The sequence below is a fragment of the Vreelandella piezotolerans genome (genome assembly GCF_012427705.1).
Classification (GTDB): Bacteria; Pseudomonadota; Gammaproteobacteria; order Pseudomonadales; family Halomonadaceae; genus Vreelandella; species Vreelandella piezotolerans.
Genome location: NZ_CP048602.1, coordinates 1,599,574 through 1,613,588, shown reverse-complemented (window position 1 = coordinate 1,613,588; position 14,015 = coordinate 1,599,574). Strand labels below are relative to the sequence as shown.

Annotated in this window: 14 protein-coding genes; 5 read left to right on the top strand and 9 right to left on the bottom strand. The window is 58.9% G+C overall.

From position 1 onward, the window contains the following. Position 1: 1 nt before the first annotated feature. The 5 genes from mrdA to GYM47_RS07355 all read right to left on the bottom strand — a co-directional run bounded on the left by mrdA (position 2) and on the right by GYM47_RS07355 (position 4,965). Entirely contained in the window at positions 2 to 1,909 is a 1,908-nt protein-coding gene (gene mrdA, locus GYM47_RS07375) for a penicillin-binding protein 2 (RefSeq protein ID WP_153843817.1), read from the bottom strand. An 86-nt stretch (positions 1,910 to 1,995) separates the two neighbouring features. Further along, on the bottom strand, positions 1,996 to 2,463 hold the full coding sequence (rlmH, locus tag GYM47_RS07370; RefSeq protein WP_153843818.1) for a 23S rRNA (pseudouridine(1915)-N(3))-methyltransferase RlmH: 468 nt from the start codon (positions 2,461 to 2,463) through the stop codon (positions 1,996 to 1,998). Next, positions 2,460 to 2,846, bottom strand: a complete 387-nt coding sequence (gene rsfS / locus GYM47_RS07365) for a ribosome silencing factor (RefSeq protein WP_153843855.1) — start codon at positions 2,844 to 2,846, stop codon at positions 2,460 to 2,462. The genes rlmH and rsfS overlap by 4 nt, the downstream gene beginning before the upstream one ends. A 140-nt stretch (positions 2,847 to 2,986) precedes the next feature. Continuing rightward, a complete protein-coding gene (nadD, locus tag GYM47_RS07360; protein WP_153843819.1) occupies positions 2,987 to 3,661 on the bottom strand; it encodes a nicotinate-nucleotide adenylyltransferase in 675 nt (224 codons plus the stop codon). After that, positions 3,658 to 4,965, bottom strand: a complete 1,308-nt coding sequence (locus tag GYM47_RS07355) for a glutamate-5-semialdehyde dehydrogenase (RefSeq protein WP_153843820.1) — start codon at positions 4,963 to 4,965, stop codon at positions 3,658 to 3,660. Before GYM47_RS07355 ends, nadD begins: the two co-directional genes overlap by 4 nt. Before the next feature lie 143 nt (positions 4,966 to 5,108). Here GYM47_RS07355 and GYM47_RS07350 point away from each other — a divergent pair, with 143 nt between their 5' ends. Genes GYM47_RS07350 through GYM47_RS07340 form a run of 3 tightly spaced genes read left to right on the top strand, consistent with a single transcriptional unit; the run spans position 5,109 to position 8,312 of the window. Then, complete coding sequence (locus GYM47_RS07350; RefSeq protein ID WP_153843821.1) at positions 5,109 to 5,963, top strand: hypothetical protein; 855 nt, start codon at positions 5,109 to 5,111, stop codon at positions 5,961 to 5,963. Next, on the top strand, positions 5,960 to 6,886 hold the full coding sequence (locus tag GYM47_RS07345; protein WP_153843822.1) for a diguanylate cyclase domain-containing protein: 927 nt from the start codon (positions 5,960 to 5,962) through the stop codon (positions 6,884 to 6,886). Before GYM47_RS07350 ends, GYM47_RS07345 begins: the two co-directional genes overlap by 4 nt. A gap of 28 nt (positions 6,887 to 6,914) precedes the next feature. Continuing rightward, the gene (locus GYM47_RS07340) at positions 6,915 to 8,312 is read left to right on the top strand and encodes a bifunctional DedA family/phosphatase PAP2 family protein (protein ID WP_153843823.1); all 1,398 of its coding nucleotides are present in this window, start codon (positions 6,915 to 6,917) and stop codon (positions 8,310 to 8,312) included. 10 nt (positions 8,313 to 8,322) lie between these two features. Here the strand turns inward: GYM47_RS07340 and GYM47_RS07335 are convergent, their stop codons facing one another. Genes GYM47_RS07335 through mpl form a run of 3 tightly spaced genes read right to left on the bottom strand, consistent with a single transcriptional unit; the run spans position 8,323 to position 10,993 of the window. Further along, the gene (locus GYM47_RS07335; RefSeq protein WP_194928589.1) at positions 8,323 to 8,946 is read right to left on the bottom strand and encodes a LysE family translocator; all 624 of its coding nucleotides are present in this window, start codon (positions 8,944 to 8,946) and stop codon (positions 8,323 to 8,325) included. Further along, complete coding sequence (locus GYM47_RS07330) at positions 8,943 to 9,611, bottom strand: flavin prenyltransferase UbiX (protein WP_153843824.1); 669 nt, start codon at positions 9,609 to 9,611, stop codon at positions 8,943 to 8,945. The genes GYM47_RS07335 and GYM47_RS07330 overlap by 4 nt, the downstream gene beginning before the upstream one ends. Beyond that, positions 9,608 to 10,993, bottom strand: coding sequence for a UDP-N-acetylmuramate:L-alanyl-gamma-D-glutamyl-meso-diaminopimelate ligase (mpl, locus tag GYM47_RS07325; RefSeq protein WP_153843825.1), 1,386 nt, complete (start codon positions 10,991 to 10,993; stop codon positions 9,608 to 9,610). Before mpl ends, GYM47_RS07330 begins: the two co-directional genes overlap by 4 nt. A gap of 239 nt (positions 10,994 to 11,232) precedes the next feature. On the opposite strand from mpl, the gene GYM47_RS07320 reads away from it, so the two are divergent. Beyond that, the gene (locus GYM47_RS07320; protein WP_153843826.1) at positions 11,233 to 11,625 is read left to right on the top strand and encodes a glutaredoxin family protein; all 393 of its coding nucleotides are present in this window, start codon (positions 11,233 to 11,235) and stop codon (positions 11,623 to 11,625) included. A gap of 6 nt (positions 11,626 to 11,631) precedes the next feature. On the opposite strand, the gene GYM47_RS07315 is transcribed toward GYM47_RS07320, so the two are convergent. After that, positions 11,632 to 12,144: a hypothetical protein gene (locus GYM47_RS07315; protein WP_231125657.1), complete on the bottom strand. Its 513-nt coding sequence runs from the start codon at positions 12,142 to 12,144 to the stop codon at positions 11,632 to 11,634. 276 nt (positions 12,145 to 12,420) lie between these two features. On the opposite strand from GYM47_RS07315, the gene GYM47_RS07310 reads away from it, so the two are divergent. Further along, positions 12,421 to 13,992: an ABC transporter substrate-binding protein gene (locus GYM47_RS07310; protein ID WP_153843827.1), complete on the top strand. Its 1,572-nt coding sequence runs from the start codon at positions 12,421 to 12,423 to the stop codon at positions 13,990 to 13,992. Positions 13,993 to 14,015 lie beyond the last annotated feature (23 nt).

Below are 14,015 nucleotides of genomic sequence, written 5' to 3'. Positions count from 1 at the left end.
GCTAGTTGCCCTCCACGTTGGCGGTATCTTCCTCTAACACCTCTTTGACTTCCTCGACCTCGGGGGCCTCATCTTCGAGCAGCCAAGCATCCGTCATCGCCCGCGCCAAATGCGCGGCATGAGTGCTGCCGCCCCCCGCGTTTTCGACGATGACCGATACCGCAATTTGTGGGTCGTCGATGGGCGCAAACGCCATGAAAAGCGCGTGATCACGCAGGCGCTCTTCGAGCTCTTCGGCGTTATAGCGCTGATCTTGACCAAGCGAGAACACCTGGGCCGTGCCTGACTTGCCCCCCATGCGATACTCGAGCCCCACCCCCGTTCGACGCGCCGTACCCTCGCTGCCACTGAGCACTTTTTCCATACCGCTATATACCCGATCCCACCAGTTATCGTTGGCCAGTTCGATATCGGGCAGCGTATCGGGGAGCTCTTCGGGCACCGGCTGCTCGCCAATACGCAGGGCCAAGCGCGGCTTCACCCAATGGCCACGATTGGCCAAGGCAGCGGTAGCGCTGGCAAGTTGCAGCGGTGTGACCTGCCAATACCCTTGACCAATACCTACCGAGAGCGTTTCGCCGGGATACCACGGCTGATTGAACCGCGCCCGCTTCCAGTCACGCGAGGGCATCAGCCCCGTGCTTTCTCCCTGAACGTCGTGAGCCACGCGTTGGCCAAAGCCGAAGTTGGTCATCTGTTCGTGGAGCTTGTCGATACCGAGGTCGTGGGCAAGAGAGTAGTAGTAGGTGTTATTCGATACGGCAATGGAGCGCTCCATATCGACACGCCCGTGCCCCCAGCGCAGCCAATTACGATAGCGGCGAGAATCGTTGGGTAATTGATAGAAACCGGGATCGTTGATGGTGCTATCCGGGGTGATCACGCCCTCGACCAACCCTGCCAGCGCCAAGAAGGGCTTGATGGTCGACCCCGGCGGGTAGTGACCGCGAATGGCACGGTTGAACAGCGGCAGGTCGATATCTTCCTGCAGCGCTCGATAAGAACCGACATCAATGCCGGTCACGAACTGGTTACTATCGAACCCAGGGGTCGACACCATCGCCAAAATTTCGCCAGTGCTGGGAACGATAGCCACGATGGAACCGCGTCGCCCATCAAGCAGCTCGTAGGCCAGCATTTGCAAGGAGCGGTCGAGCGTCAAGGTGAGGTTGGCACCGGGCACGGGGTCGGTACGGCCCAATTCGCGTAGAACGCGGCCCCGTGCGTTGGTTTCGACCTTACGTAGTCCGGCCTCGCCGTGGAGTTCAGTTTCGTAAAAACGCTCGACGCCGGTTTTGCCAATGAAATGGGTACCCGCATAGCGTCCTGGGTCGAGCTCCTGTAGCTCTTCTGCGTTGATACGCCCGACGTACCCCAGAGCGTGGGCCATGACGTCCGCATCGGGATAGTAGCGAAGCAGTTGAGCCTCGACTTCGACGCCGGGCAACCGGTGGCGATTGACGGCCAGCCGAGCGATCTGCTCTTCGCTAAGGTCGCTCATCAACAGCGCAGGCTGAAACGGTCGCTGGCGCTGGCGGGAACGCACTTGAAACGCCTCGATCTCCTCCTCAGGCAACTCTAGAAGATCGACCAGCAAAGAGAGCGTCTCATCGAGATCATCGACTCGCTCACGCACCAGGGTCAAATTGTAGGTAGGCCGGTTCTCGGCCAACAGCACACCGTTGCGGTCGTAGATCAACCCACGATTGGGCGGCAGAGGCTCGACCCGTACGCGGTTTTTTTCAGAGCGAGTGCTGTAGAGGTCGTGCTGCACGATCTGCAGGTAGCCTAGTCGACTAACCAACAGGCTAGTCAGCACCACGACCACTAACACGGCGAGCAGTGCCCTGACACGGAAAATACGCAGTTCTTGCTCGGGAATTTTTAGCGTGTCACGGCGCTGAGGCATGGCAACAGAGGACTCTCACAAAACAATAAAAGCGGCGGCCCCAGTGGGGAGTAAACACAATTTAGCCGTCGATCGGCCTTTAACGCCTAGCGGTGGTAGGGATGACCCACCAACAGTGTCCAGGCGCGGTAGAGCTGTTCTGCCAGCATGATTCTGACGAGTGGGTGGGGCAGCGTCAGCGGCGAGAGAGACCACGCTTTGTCCGCCGTGGCGGACAGGGAAGGCTCCAAACCGTCCGGACCGCCAACGAGCAGAACGACGTCCCGCCCCTCCATACGCCAAGCATCTGCTTCTCGGGCGAGCTGCTCGGTGGTCCAAGGCTTCCCTTTGACTTCGAGCGCGACCACGATCTCATCGCCGCGCAGTTTTTCGCGAATGCGCTGCGATTCTTGCGCACGCGCTTTGGCGATATCGGCATTCTTACCGCGCTGACCAAGAGGAATTTCTTCGATTTCGAGCGTGAAATCCCGAGGGAGCCGCTTGCGGTAGGTCTCGACGCCCTGCTCTACCCACGCGGGCATTTTGGTCCCCACCGCCAACAGCCGAATCCTCATGACATCGTGGCTCGCTCTTCGAACTGCTTGAGCGATTCACTCACCGCGCCAGCATCGCTGGGCAAGTCTGCCCATAGCCGCTCGAGATCGTAGAGCGCACGCGCTTCGGGCAGCATGATGTGGACGACGATGTCACCCAGATCGACCAGTACCCAGTCTGCATTGTCGCCGCCTTCTACGCCGCGGGGATGAAGACCGGATGCTTTGGCTTTCTCGACGAGATTTTGGGCCAGGGCCGCCACGTGGCGAGTCGAAGTACCGCTGGCAATCAGCATCAGGTCGGTCACTTCGGTGAGTTTGGCAACGTCGAGTTGCGTGATATCACGTGCTTTGAGCTCTTCTAGCGCGTCGATCGCTAGGTTTTTCAGTGTATCGATGTGCATGACTCCTGAAGGCAACCCCTTGTGGTAGTGACGTGTGGTGATGACGTGTCGATTGATAAAATGCGATGACGGCACCACCTGATCGGTGGCACCGAACTGCAAGCGGGCCATTGTAACGGCTTCTTTCGCGACTGCCAGCGCTATTCACCGGTTTGATAAAGCCGCCCACTGAAAATTGCTTGCTCCACCGCTTCAGGCACCAGATACCGCACGCTTTTCCCCTCTTTCAACCGTTGGCGTATGTACGTTGCCGATATCGCCATCCGTGATGGCAGCTCCAACTGTAAAACACCACCCCGCGTGCGCTTCATCAGTTCGCTGACACTACTGACTTCGCGATGGCCAACCAGTTCCGTCAGTGCGGACGGCCAAGGCGATGGATAGCCTGGACGCGCAATGACCACCACATGCGCCAGCCCAAACACCTGCTCGGCGCGGTCCCAGTTGGCCAAGCGCAAAAACGCATCCTGGCCGATGACCATGACCAGCGACACCTCGTCGCCGTAGTGCTGGCGAAGCTCCGCCAGCGTATCGACACTGTAGGAAGGGCCCTCCCGTCTAAGCTCACGATCATCGGCTACGAGACCACAGGCATCGCCAATGCCCGCTTGCAGGAGCGCAAAGCGCTGGGCGGCCGATACTCGGGGGGTATCGCGCAGGGGCGGCTGTGGCGCGGGCACCATGTGCAGCGTCGCAAGCCCCAGGGCTTCACGCACTTCCAATGCGCTGCGCAGGTGACCATGATGAACCGGGTCGAAAGTGCCCCCCATCATGCCCACCCGCAATGGCGGCGGGCGTCGTGATGTCTCGCTCATTGTCGAACCTGACCGTCACCTAGCACGATGTATTTCTGGGTCGTCAATCCTTCAAGTCCCACCGGCCCACGGGCATGCAGCTTATCGGTAGAAATACCGATTTCAGCGCCTAAACCGTACTCGAAGCCATCGGCAAAGCGAGTCGAGGCATTGACCACGACCGAACTCGAATCCACCTCTGCCATGAAGCGTCTCGCCAATGAGTAATCTTGTGTCACGATGGCATCGGTATGGTGGGAGCCATAGCGCTCGATGTGTTCGATGGCCTCGTCCACGCCGTCCACCACTTTGATGGCCAGGATGGGAGCCAGGTACTCTGCTTGCCAATCCTCCTCGCTGGCCTCGAGCGCCTGGGGCAATAGTGCTCGTGTACGCTCGCAGCCACGCAACTCGACGTCGTGCTCGGCATATGCCCGGGCCAGCTCCGGCAGTAAGATATCCGCAACCGCAGCGTCCACTAACAAGGTTTCCATGGTGTTGCAGGTGCCGTAGCGGTGAGTTTTAGCATTGACCGCTATGGACAGCGCTTTGGCAGGATCGGCCGTCGCGTCGATGTAGACATGACACACGCCGTCCAAATGCTTGATGACGGGCACTTTGGCATCGCGGGAGATGCGCTCGATCAGCGATTTACCACCCCGAGGAATGATCACGTCGATATACGCTGGCATGGCGATCATCTCCCCTACGGCGGCACGGTCGGTCGTCGCCACGACTTGCACGGTGCCTGCTGGAAGCCCCACATCGGACAGCCCTGCCTGTAAACAGCGGCTCAGCGCCGCGTTGGAAGCGCTTGCCTCAGAGCCACCGCGCAACACGCAGGCGTTGCCCGACTTCAGGCACAGGCTAGCGGCTTCGATAGTCACGTTGGGACGCGACTCGTAAATGATGCCGATCACGCCCAGCGGCACACGCATTTTGCCCACTTGAATACCGCTCGGGCGATAGCGCATACCGTCGATCTCGCCGACGGGGTCCGGCAAAGTAGCCACTTGACGAAGTCCCTCGATCATTGCGTCAATGCGCTGATCATTGAGCGACAAACGGTCCAACAGCGCGCTATCCAGGCCGTTTTCTCGGCCTCGCTGCATGTCTTGCTCGTTGGCCTGTAAAATCTCGCTGCGCGCGGCATCGACACGCGATGCCATGGCGATCAGCGCCTGGTTCTTGACATGCGTATCGGCGCGACGCAGAACGCTGGCAGCGGCTCGGGCACTTTTCCCTACCTGCTGCATGTACGCGGGCACATCCCCGGCAGCCAGATGGTGTTGGGCGTCTTGTTGGAATGTCTCAGAACCGCGCATGCGATCTCCCTGTGTCGTAAGCGTTACCGATGAAGTGCGGCGTATCGTATCGCCGAATGGCCTAATACTGAGTGATTCGAAGGACGAGGCCAAGCAATGCGTTATGCTAGGGACATTCGCCATCAGGTAAATAGTAAGCCACCATGCAAAGCAAATACAAAATCAGCCTATTGAAGGCTAATCTACTTGCCGCGGCCGTCGCTTTATCGCTCTGGATACCCAGCGCGGAACCTGCAGCGGCCGTCATGATGTGGCTCTCCATCGGCTGGCTCTTGATCACCGCCTTGATCCTGGATTTTAGCCATCGCCGCTCCCGAGGTTTGCCCTGGCAAATGCTCGCAGGCACGCTTCTGCTGGGACTCATCGCCTCCGCACCAGACCGACATGCGCTACTCATTTGGGCTTGGGGGGCCGTGTTCATGCTACCCCAGGATCGTTGGGCGGCCGTTTTCAACGGTGGCGCTGCGCTGGTCAGTTGCCTCGTGCTGCTACCTCATATCCCGCTCCCCGAATGGCTGTTGATGGCACTCTCCTTGAGCATCCTACTGCTGCTGGCCATGTCGCGCACCCACCAACTGCTGACGATCAATGGCGTCATTCGTCAGCGGTTACGCCTCATACCCGGTTTGAATCTGTGGGCTGGCGAGCAGTTGTTGCGAGACTTGATACGCGAACAGACCCGCTCAGAGCGTGAAGCCATTCATGCCGACGTACTCATCGTTCGGGTAAGAAGACGCCAGCTTTGGCCGGTGGCACAAAAACTATGCGAACTTACCTACGATTTCGAGAACGTCTACCGTCTCAACAGCACGACGCTGGCTACCTTGATGCTCTCCAAAACCCCAGGAGAAGCTGCCAGCCGCCGGACGCTATTAGTGGCCGCCCTGCCTGATAACGTGCTCACGCAACACACCCCCCTGATGGACATCGAGCTTGCCTCGTTGACGCTCGACGAGTTGAGCCACTTTCCGGCATCCCACCTACGTGAGGTGGCATGAATACCCTCTTTTCCCCAAAACGTCTCATGACCTTGGCTTACGGTACTAGCATTATCGCGATGGTCGCCTATACGCTATGGCTCTATGCCATGGGTAGCTACCGCGAACTGCTGGTGCCTCTGTTCGTGTCACTCTTGCTATTAGCGTGCCTGTTAATGCACGTGGGCCAGGGCACTCAGCCGGCGCTGCCTCGCTTGATACTGCTGATCAGCACCTACGTCGTCGTGCTAAGCGCGGTGAATGCCAACGTGGAAACGTCCTCCCTGTGGTGGGGATTACCGATGGCTGCGACGTTTTTGCTGCTTCCTTTATGGAGTGCGCTGGCGGTCAATACGGCGAGCTTGATCGCCTGGTGGTGGCTGGCACCGGTCGGCGTCATACCACTTTCGCTAGGTGTGGTCGTCTTGGCCCTGCTGCTTGCGCTGCCTCCTTGGGAACACGCCCGACGTCGCGCATTGCTTCTCGCCACAGACCCCAATGACAGTGACTGCAACGCCTACCATGTCGACACGTTAAAAGAGCGCTTGAACAACGAATTCCAGCGTGCTGCCATGTTGAACAAACGCTTGGCCGTCTTGGTGCTCCACCTCCCGCAATTGGACATGGCCGGAGAGCAGTTTGGCCTGCGGGCACAAACGGCACTGCTAGCCGCGCTGTGTCAGGAGGTCAACAGTCGCTGCCGAGACCACGACATTCTGGGCCGCGCAGGCAGCGCTACGTTTTGGCTGGTGCTGCCAGATACCAGTGAGAGTGGCGCGCTGCTCGTGCGTGAACGGCTGCAGCGGTCGCTGTCACACTGCGTACTGGTCGAGACCGGACAGCTGGAAGTCCGCATCGCCACCTGCCTGCCGCTACGCAAAGAGAGCTTCGAGCGCTACATACAGCGACTGGAAGCACGCGCCGACGCGATGGCCAACGTCTAGTTTTCTTGTTTTGTGGATGGATTCACTCTTGCCGACTGCTGACACGCTCCTCTCTCTTTCGCTTTCGCCGACGGCGCTATTACTTCTGGTGCTGGGCATTGCGCTGATTGAATCTCTCGCACTGGTGGGTTTACTCGTGCCAGGCGTCGTACTGATCACGGCGGCCGCGTCGATGGCAGGGCATCAGATGATAGCCCTCCCTTGGCTAATCGGCGCGGCTTTCATCGGGGCCGTACTTGGCGACGGCTTGAGCTACTTACTGGGCGCGCGTTACAGCGAGCGTGTGCTGACACGCTGGCCGCTATCGCAACATCCAGAGTGGCTGGGCCGAGGAGCGCGCTTCTTCGAGCATTACGGCGTTTACTCGGTGTTCATTGGCCGTTTCGTCGGCCCGGTGCGCCCTATCATTCCGCTTGTCGCTGGCATGATGCACATGCCAGCGCGAACTTTTCTACTGGCCAACATTACGTCGGCTGCACTCTGGGCTCCGGCCTATCTGCTACCAGGCTACTTGTTGGGCCACACCTGGCAGCAACGGCTCGACCTTCCTGCTAACGTAGAAATGGCCCTTTTCGTCATGGCCGCCAGCATCGTAGGGCTCGCTATCGTGTTCTCATGGGGTCGGGCTCAGGTGGGACGTGATGGCCGTGTGTATTTCTTCATCGCTGGGCTGGCTCGGCGTGTACCCGCCATACGGCGCCCCTGGCTAGCCATGAGCCGTAGCGGCGAGGTGCCCTTGGCCTCGCTGTTCTTATCGCTCCTCGCGATCACCTTGGCCTGCGCGTGGACACTGCTGGTGCTGAAGCATCCCGAGCCACTGATGATCGACCTTCAGGCACAGCGGCTCTTCGCTTGGCTCGATACCGACTGGCTAACGGCGACCAGCCTGATGCTCGCCAAAATAGGTGACAAGGCGGGAATCGTCGCGCTGACGCTCCCTTGGTTCGGCTGGCTCGTCTGGATCAAACGGTGGGATTTACTGACCCATGGAGCGCTGGCATTGGGAGGCATCGGCGCGCTCAATACCTTGGGTAAGGCCGTTTTCGCAAGACCCAGGCCCGACACACCGGAGTATCTGACCGGGTCGTTCTCCTACCCCAGCGCGCATACATCGACCTGGGTCGTCGTCGTTGGCCTATTCGCCGCTTTCGCTGCATCACGACTGCCTCGACAAAGGCGCATGTGGGTTTATTGGCTAGCCATGGTAACGGCGCTGCCGATGGCGCTGTCCCGCTTGGTGCTGGGCGTTCACTGGTTGAGTGATCTCATCGGCGGGGCATTGCTGGGATTGGTCGTGTGCGCCGTCGTTCAAATCAACTGGCAGCGCCGCTATCGGCCGCCGGTGCCAGCGCTGCCCTGGGCAGCGCTGTTGCTAGGGCCGCTCGTGCTATTGAGCGTACGCGTAGCGTTCTTTCCGCCCGTCTGAGGCATTACGCTCAGCCAAGCGCTAGCCAGAGCCCCACGCCGATCATCAACGTACCCGCAATACGGTTCAATAGCCTGACATTACCACTTTTGCCCAGCACCTTACGTAGCGTTTTACCACCAGTGGCATACACCAGCATGCTGGCAAATTCGATGGTCAAAATCACCGCGATCAACAGGCTCAACTGCGGAGCCAAAGGCCTGCTGCCGTCCAAAAAGGGGGGCAACAGCACCATGAAAAATGCCCATCCCTTGGGATTGGCCACCGCGGTGACCAGCCCCTGAGTCGCTAACTGAAGACGCCCCGCCGCGGGCCCTGTATCCAGCTCGCTAGGAATGGCCATCCGCCCACGTGAGCGCCACATCATGATGCCCAAATAGGCCAAATAGGCACCGCCCACCCACTTGAAGGCGATGAATAGTTCGGGCTGGCGCAGCATCAAAGCAGCGACGCCCGCCCCCGCCGCCGCCGCCACGAAACCGACGCCGATCAGCTCCCCGATCATCATCCACAGCGTGCGTTTGACGCCTTGCGTCATGCCCAACACCATGGCCAGCGTCATGCACATGCCTGGTGTTAACGAGACGAAGAGAAACGTCGGTATGAAGACCGAGAGCGTCGCCCATGACATCATGACGAACCGTCCTTGTTTTGCGCATCGCGAGAGGTGGCCGCGGCGTGTTGCTCTTCGCCCCAGCGCGGCATCAGCGTATGCGCGATCCCCAACTGATTGAGAATGCGCGCCACGATGAAGTCGATCAAATCTTCCAGGCGCTGCGGACGATGATAGAACCCCGGCGCGGCGGGCAGAATTACTACCCCCAGGCGACTCAGCGCCAGCATGTGCTCTAAGTGAATCGGCGAAAAAGGGCTTTCGCGCGGCACCATGACCAGCGTGCGACGCTCTTTGATGGCGACGTCCGCCGCCCGCTCGATCAAGTTGTTACTCGCGCCGGTGGCCACTGCCGACAATGTACCCGTTGAGCAGGGGCAAACGACCATGGCCGACGGTGCGCCCGACCCAGACGCCACCGGTGCCATCCAATCCTCGCGACCGAAACAACGGATCTGCCCAGGCTGCGCACCGCTGCGTTCAGTCAGCGCCTCGACCAAACGCTGCGGCTGAGCCGGAAGGGACACATCGGTTTCCGTGGCGATCACCATATGGGCTGCTTTGGAAATCATGACCCATACTTCGTGCCCAGCCTTCACCAACACATCGATCAATCTCAGACCGTACTGAGCACCTGACGCCCCGGTAAGGGCAACGGTGACCGGTGGCTTGAACGTCGTCGTCACTTTTCTAGCTCCCGCTTGGTCAATGCGTTCAATAAACGCTCATGTACCCCTTCAAAGCCACCGTTGGACATCACCACGATACGATCTAGCGGTGACGCTTGTGTGACCACGGCCTCCACCAGCGCCTCGATGTCGTCAAACAGTGCGGCGTTCCCCCCCTGGGCCTCGACGAGCGACTCCATTGACCAAGCCACGTTGCTGGGCTGAAACCAAAACACCGCATCCGCCTCGGCAACGCTATCAATCAATCGCTCACGCAGCGCGCCTAAGCGCATGGTATTGGAGCGCGGCTCGATCACCGCCAGTAGGCGGCCCTTGGTCGTGGCGGCGCGCAAGCCCTCCAGCGTGGCAGCAATCGCCGTGGGATGGTGAGCAAAATCATCGATGACCTGAATACCGTTGACCTCTCCTCGGAGCTCCTGGCGGCGACGAGGCGTTTGAAAACGTGCCAACGCGGCACAGGCGCGCGCTAACTGAACCCCGCACAGGCGCGCAGCGGCCAGCGCCGCCAAGGCGTTACGCGCGTTGTGTTCACCAGTGAGCGTCCACTCGACGACACCATCCTCCTCGCCCTGGTCGCTGACATGCAGCACCTGGAAACGGCTGGCATCGGGACGCTCCAAGCGAAGCTGCCATTGGCTGCTGGCGTCGGTGCCAAAACGGGACACCGGCGACCAAGTGCCCATCGAGAGCACCCTTTCCAACGCAGGCTGTTGATCGGCGACCAGCAACTGCCCTTTGCTAGGTACGATGCGGACTAAATGATGAAACTGTCGCTCGATGGCGGCTAAGTCTGGAAAAATGTCGGCGTGATCGAACTCGAGATTATTCATTACTGCGATATGCGGGCGGTAATGCACGAATTTGGAGCGCTTGTCGAAAAAGGCCGTATCGTATTCGTCGGCCTCCACCACGAAGGGAGCATCAAACGCGCCCAAACGAGCGGAAACACCAAAGTTGCGCGGCACGCCACCAATCAGAAAGCCGGGCGATAGGCCTCCGCTTTCCAGTAGCCACGCCAATAAGCTTGCGGTGGTCGTCTTACCGTGAGTGCCCGCCACGGCAATCACTTGTCGTCCTGGAAGCACATGCTCGGCCAACCACTGCGCACCGGAGGTGTAGCGCAAGCCACTATCGAGCAGCGCCTCGACCTCGGGGTTCCCTCGCGAAAGCGCATTACCCACCACCACCATGTCGATGGAACCCGACAGATTCTCCTCACGATAGCCTTCCATCAGGGTGATGCCCGCCTCCGCGAGCTGCGTGCTCATCGGTGGATACACATTGGCATCGGAGCCGCTCACCTCATGGCCCAGTTCCCGCGCGAGTAGTGCAAGGCTCCCCATAAAGGTGCCACAGATACCGATAATGTGCAGACGCATGGGCCAAGCGCTCCCTTCCTAACCATTTCAAACGATTGAACTTACCGAACCTACCAATCAGCGAGCGCTGAGATTAGCACGCCACGCGATGATGCTCACCTTGTTCGCAAGAAGAGAGGGGGCAGACGGCCGAGAAAGTGACAATGGAGACGATTTATTGCAGGATGCGCCCACCTATTGTTCGCCATTTACATTGACAGCCCTGCACCGTGACCCATAGGGCAGAACAGGAGTCCATCATGCGTGTATTGATTCGCTACTTTTTTAGAGGTGTTCGCATCTTGCTGGCGCCGGTCATGCTGATCTCAGAGAAGCTATCGACCCCTTCCGCCGTGGAGCGCTCTTCAGAAGAGCAAGCACGCGTCGATGCCGAATGCCAGAAACTCGCGCTCTATCAGTTTCGAACGTGCCCATTTTGTATCAAAGTGCGTAAAGAGATGGCGCGCCTAGGGCTCAACATCGAGCTGCGGGATGCCCAGCTGGACCCCGACCACAAACAGGCGCTGCTGGAAGGCGGCGGCAAAGTCAAAGTCCCCTGCCTTAAAATCGATCACGATGACGGCCAAGCAACGTGGCTCTATGAATCGGATGAGATCAACCGCTGGCTACATCAGCGCTTTGCGAGTCACTAACGACTTTTAGAACTCTACCCTTTGTGCGACCAGCTCGAAGTTAACGCGAATATCGATGCCCTCCGATATGCTGGGGGGTGTCTCAGCGTCGTGTTGAAGCGCTAAAACGCCTTGAATCTCGCCTTGCAGGTGTAACTCGCGCCCTAACTGCTCCACGTGGTTCAACGACACATCAATATCGCCTCCTTCCGAGGTGTAAAGAGGGGGTATGGCCGTGGGACCAATGAGCTGCATGACCTTGGCCGAGACGAGTTCATCCCCCTCCAGTACGAAACTCAGCACCAGCGCCTCTTGCGCATCCCACTCCAGCGGGTCGACGAAACCGGTGACCTCGACTTGTCGCTGGTCGCCGACATCCATGAACGTCGCATTGGAGTCGTCACTTTGTCGTAATACGAACCAAGCACGCTCGTCACCGTCCAATGTCCCGGCTATATTCGCCGCCTCGTCAGCGCCTGCTAACAGCGCACCGCCCGTTAATACACTGGCGAGTAGCCAGCCAACCCCTTGTTTGAACATTGCCTACGACACCTTCTGTGGTCTGTTCGAGGCTAGCCAGCCAAAGCACTGGCACGCATCGACTTTTGTCTAACACCCTGGTCTACAACGTGCGTCGTTAGCCTCATCATTTATCAGATGAATGAGGCCAGTCATTATTTCGATTGTATGACGCTATGACCTCTCTCTATGTTGTCAGCATAGCTTACGAGCTGACCGTGTCTGTTTTGCTGGTCATTGATGCGTCTGCGACATGTCCAGCAAAGCGAACAATAAACAACATACATGGGAACAAAGATGACGCTCAAGAAGACACTACTGGCCTCTGTGATTGGTGCAACCGTAGCAGCAACCGCCATGTTGCCGATGACGGCAAGCGCAGAAACCCTACGTATTGGTTACTCTGCCGATCCTGAAACCTTGGACCTGCACGAGCAGCTCTCCGGAGGCGTATTGCGTTTTTCGCACCTCGCTTTCGACCCGCTGGTACGTTGGACCAAAGACTTCCAATTCGAGCCGCGCCTGGCCACCGAATGGGAGCAGGTAGACGACACCACCATGCGCATGACCCTGCGCGAAGGCGTTACTTTCCATTCCGGTAACCCTTTCACAGCGAAAGACGTCGTATGGACCATTGAGCGTCTGAAAGAGAGCCCGGACTACCGCGCCATTTTTGACCCGGTGGCTAGTGCAGAAGCCATCGACGACTACACCGTCGAAATCACCACGTCTGAGCCCTATCCGCTGCTGTTGAACCTTGCTACCTACATTTTCCCGATGGATAGCGAGTTCTACATGGGCGAAACCGAAGAGGGTAACGACAAAGCCGAGATCGTCAAAGCGGGGAACTCCTTCGCTTCACGTAACGTATCAGGCACCGGCCCGTTCATCGTTACCGACCGCCGCCAGGGTGTCCGCGTCGACTTCAAACGTTTTGAGGATTACTGGGATACCGAAAGCGAAGGCAACGTTTCTGAAATCATTTTGACGCCGATCGCTGAAAACGCCTCCCGCGTAGCGGCCCTCCTCTCCGGTGGCGTAGACTTCATCGATGCTGTACCGCCGAACGACTTGGAGCGCGTGCGTGAAGCCGACGGTGTCGAATTGGTCGAAGTGCCCGGCACCCGCATCATTGGCTTCCAGCTCAACGAAGAGCGCGTGGAAGCCTTTCAGGATGCTCGCGTTCGTCAAGCCGTCGACCTCGCCATCAATCAGGAAGGTATCGCCGACCGCCTGATGCGCGGCTTCGCCACACCAGCTGGCCAGTTCTCTCCTGAAGGTTACTCGGGCCACAATCCGGATCTCGTTCCGCGCTACGACCTGGAGCGCGCCCAAGCGTTGATGGCCGAAGCGGGCTACGAAGAGGGTTTCAGCGTCGACATGATCGCGCCCAACAACCGCTACGTGAACGATGCGCAAATCGCTCAGGCGGTGGCCAACATGTTGGCGCGTATCAACATTACGGTGAACCTGCGTACCATGCCGCTGGCCCAGTACTGGCCCGAGTACGACACCCGCCAGTCCGACATCGCCATGATCGGTTGGCACGCCGATACCGAAGATACTGCTAACTTCTTCCAGTATCTCTCGTTCTGTATCGATGAAGAGAGCGGTGCTGGCCAGTACAACTACGGCAGCTACTGCAACGAAGAGATCGACGCGCTAGTGACGGAAGCCGACGGCGAAACCGATCTCGAGAAACGCAACGACATGCTGCGTGAAGCCGAAGCCATGCTGTATGAAGACGTTGGTTTCGTCATGCTGCACTGGCAAAACTTGGCCTACGCGGCAGCGGAAGGCGTCGACGTTGAGCCGGTCGTTAGCGCACTGGACTTCCCCTACCTGGGTGACTTGGTGATCGACCGCTAAGCCCCACGCTGAACCGAACACCC

Excerpts from the sequence above, each read along its gene's own strand:
- GYM47_RS07335 (WP_194928589.1), bottom strand. The coding sequence starts at position 8,946 with ATGATGTCATGGGCGACGCTCTCGGTCTTCATACCGACGTTTCTCTTC.
- rlmH (WP_153843818.1), bottom strand. The coding sequence starts at position 2,463 with ATGAGGATTCGGCTGTTGGCGGTGGGGACCAAAATGCCCGCGTGGGTA.
- GYM47_RS07320 (WP_153843826.1), top strand. The coding sequence starts at position 11,233 with ATGCGTGTATTGATTCGCTACTTTTTTAGAGGTGTTCGCATCTTGCTG.
- mpl (WP_153843825.1), bottom strand. The coding sequence starts at position 10,993 with ATGCGTCTGCACATTATCGGTATCTGTGGCACCTTTATGGGGAGCCTT.
- GYM47_RS07355 (WP_153843820.1), bottom strand. The coding sequence starts at position 4,965 with ATGCGCGGTTCTGAGACATTCCAACAAGACGCCCAACACCATCTGGCT.
- rsfS (WP_153843855.1), bottom strand. The coding sequence starts at position 2,846 with ATGCACATCGATACACTGAAAAACCTAGCGATCGACGCGCTAGAAGAG.
- GYM47_RS07345 (WP_153843822.1), top strand. The coding sequence starts at position 5,960 with ATGAATACCCTCTTTTCCCCAAAACGTCTCATGACCTTGGCTTACGGT.
- nadD (WP_153843819.1), bottom strand. The coding sequence starts at position 3,661 with ATGAGCGAGACATCACGACGCCCGCCGCCATTGCGGGTGGGCATGATG.
- mrdA (WP_153843817.1), bottom strand. The coding sequence starts at position 1,909 with ATGCCTCAGCGCCGTGACACGCTAAAAATTCCCGAGCAAGAACTGCGT.
- GYM47_RS07310 (WP_153843827.1), top strand. The coding sequence starts at position 12,421 with ATGACGCTCAAGAAGACACTACTGGCCTCTGTGATTGGTGCAACCGTA.
- GYM47_RS07315 (WP_231125657.1), bottom strand. The coding sequence starts at position 12,144 with ATGTTCAAACAAGGGGTTGGCTGGCTACTCGCCAGTGTATTAACGGGC.
- GYM47_RS07350 (WP_153843821.1), top strand. The coding sequence starts at position 5,109 with ATGCAAAGCAAATACAAAATCAGCCTATTGAAGGCTAATCTACTTGCC.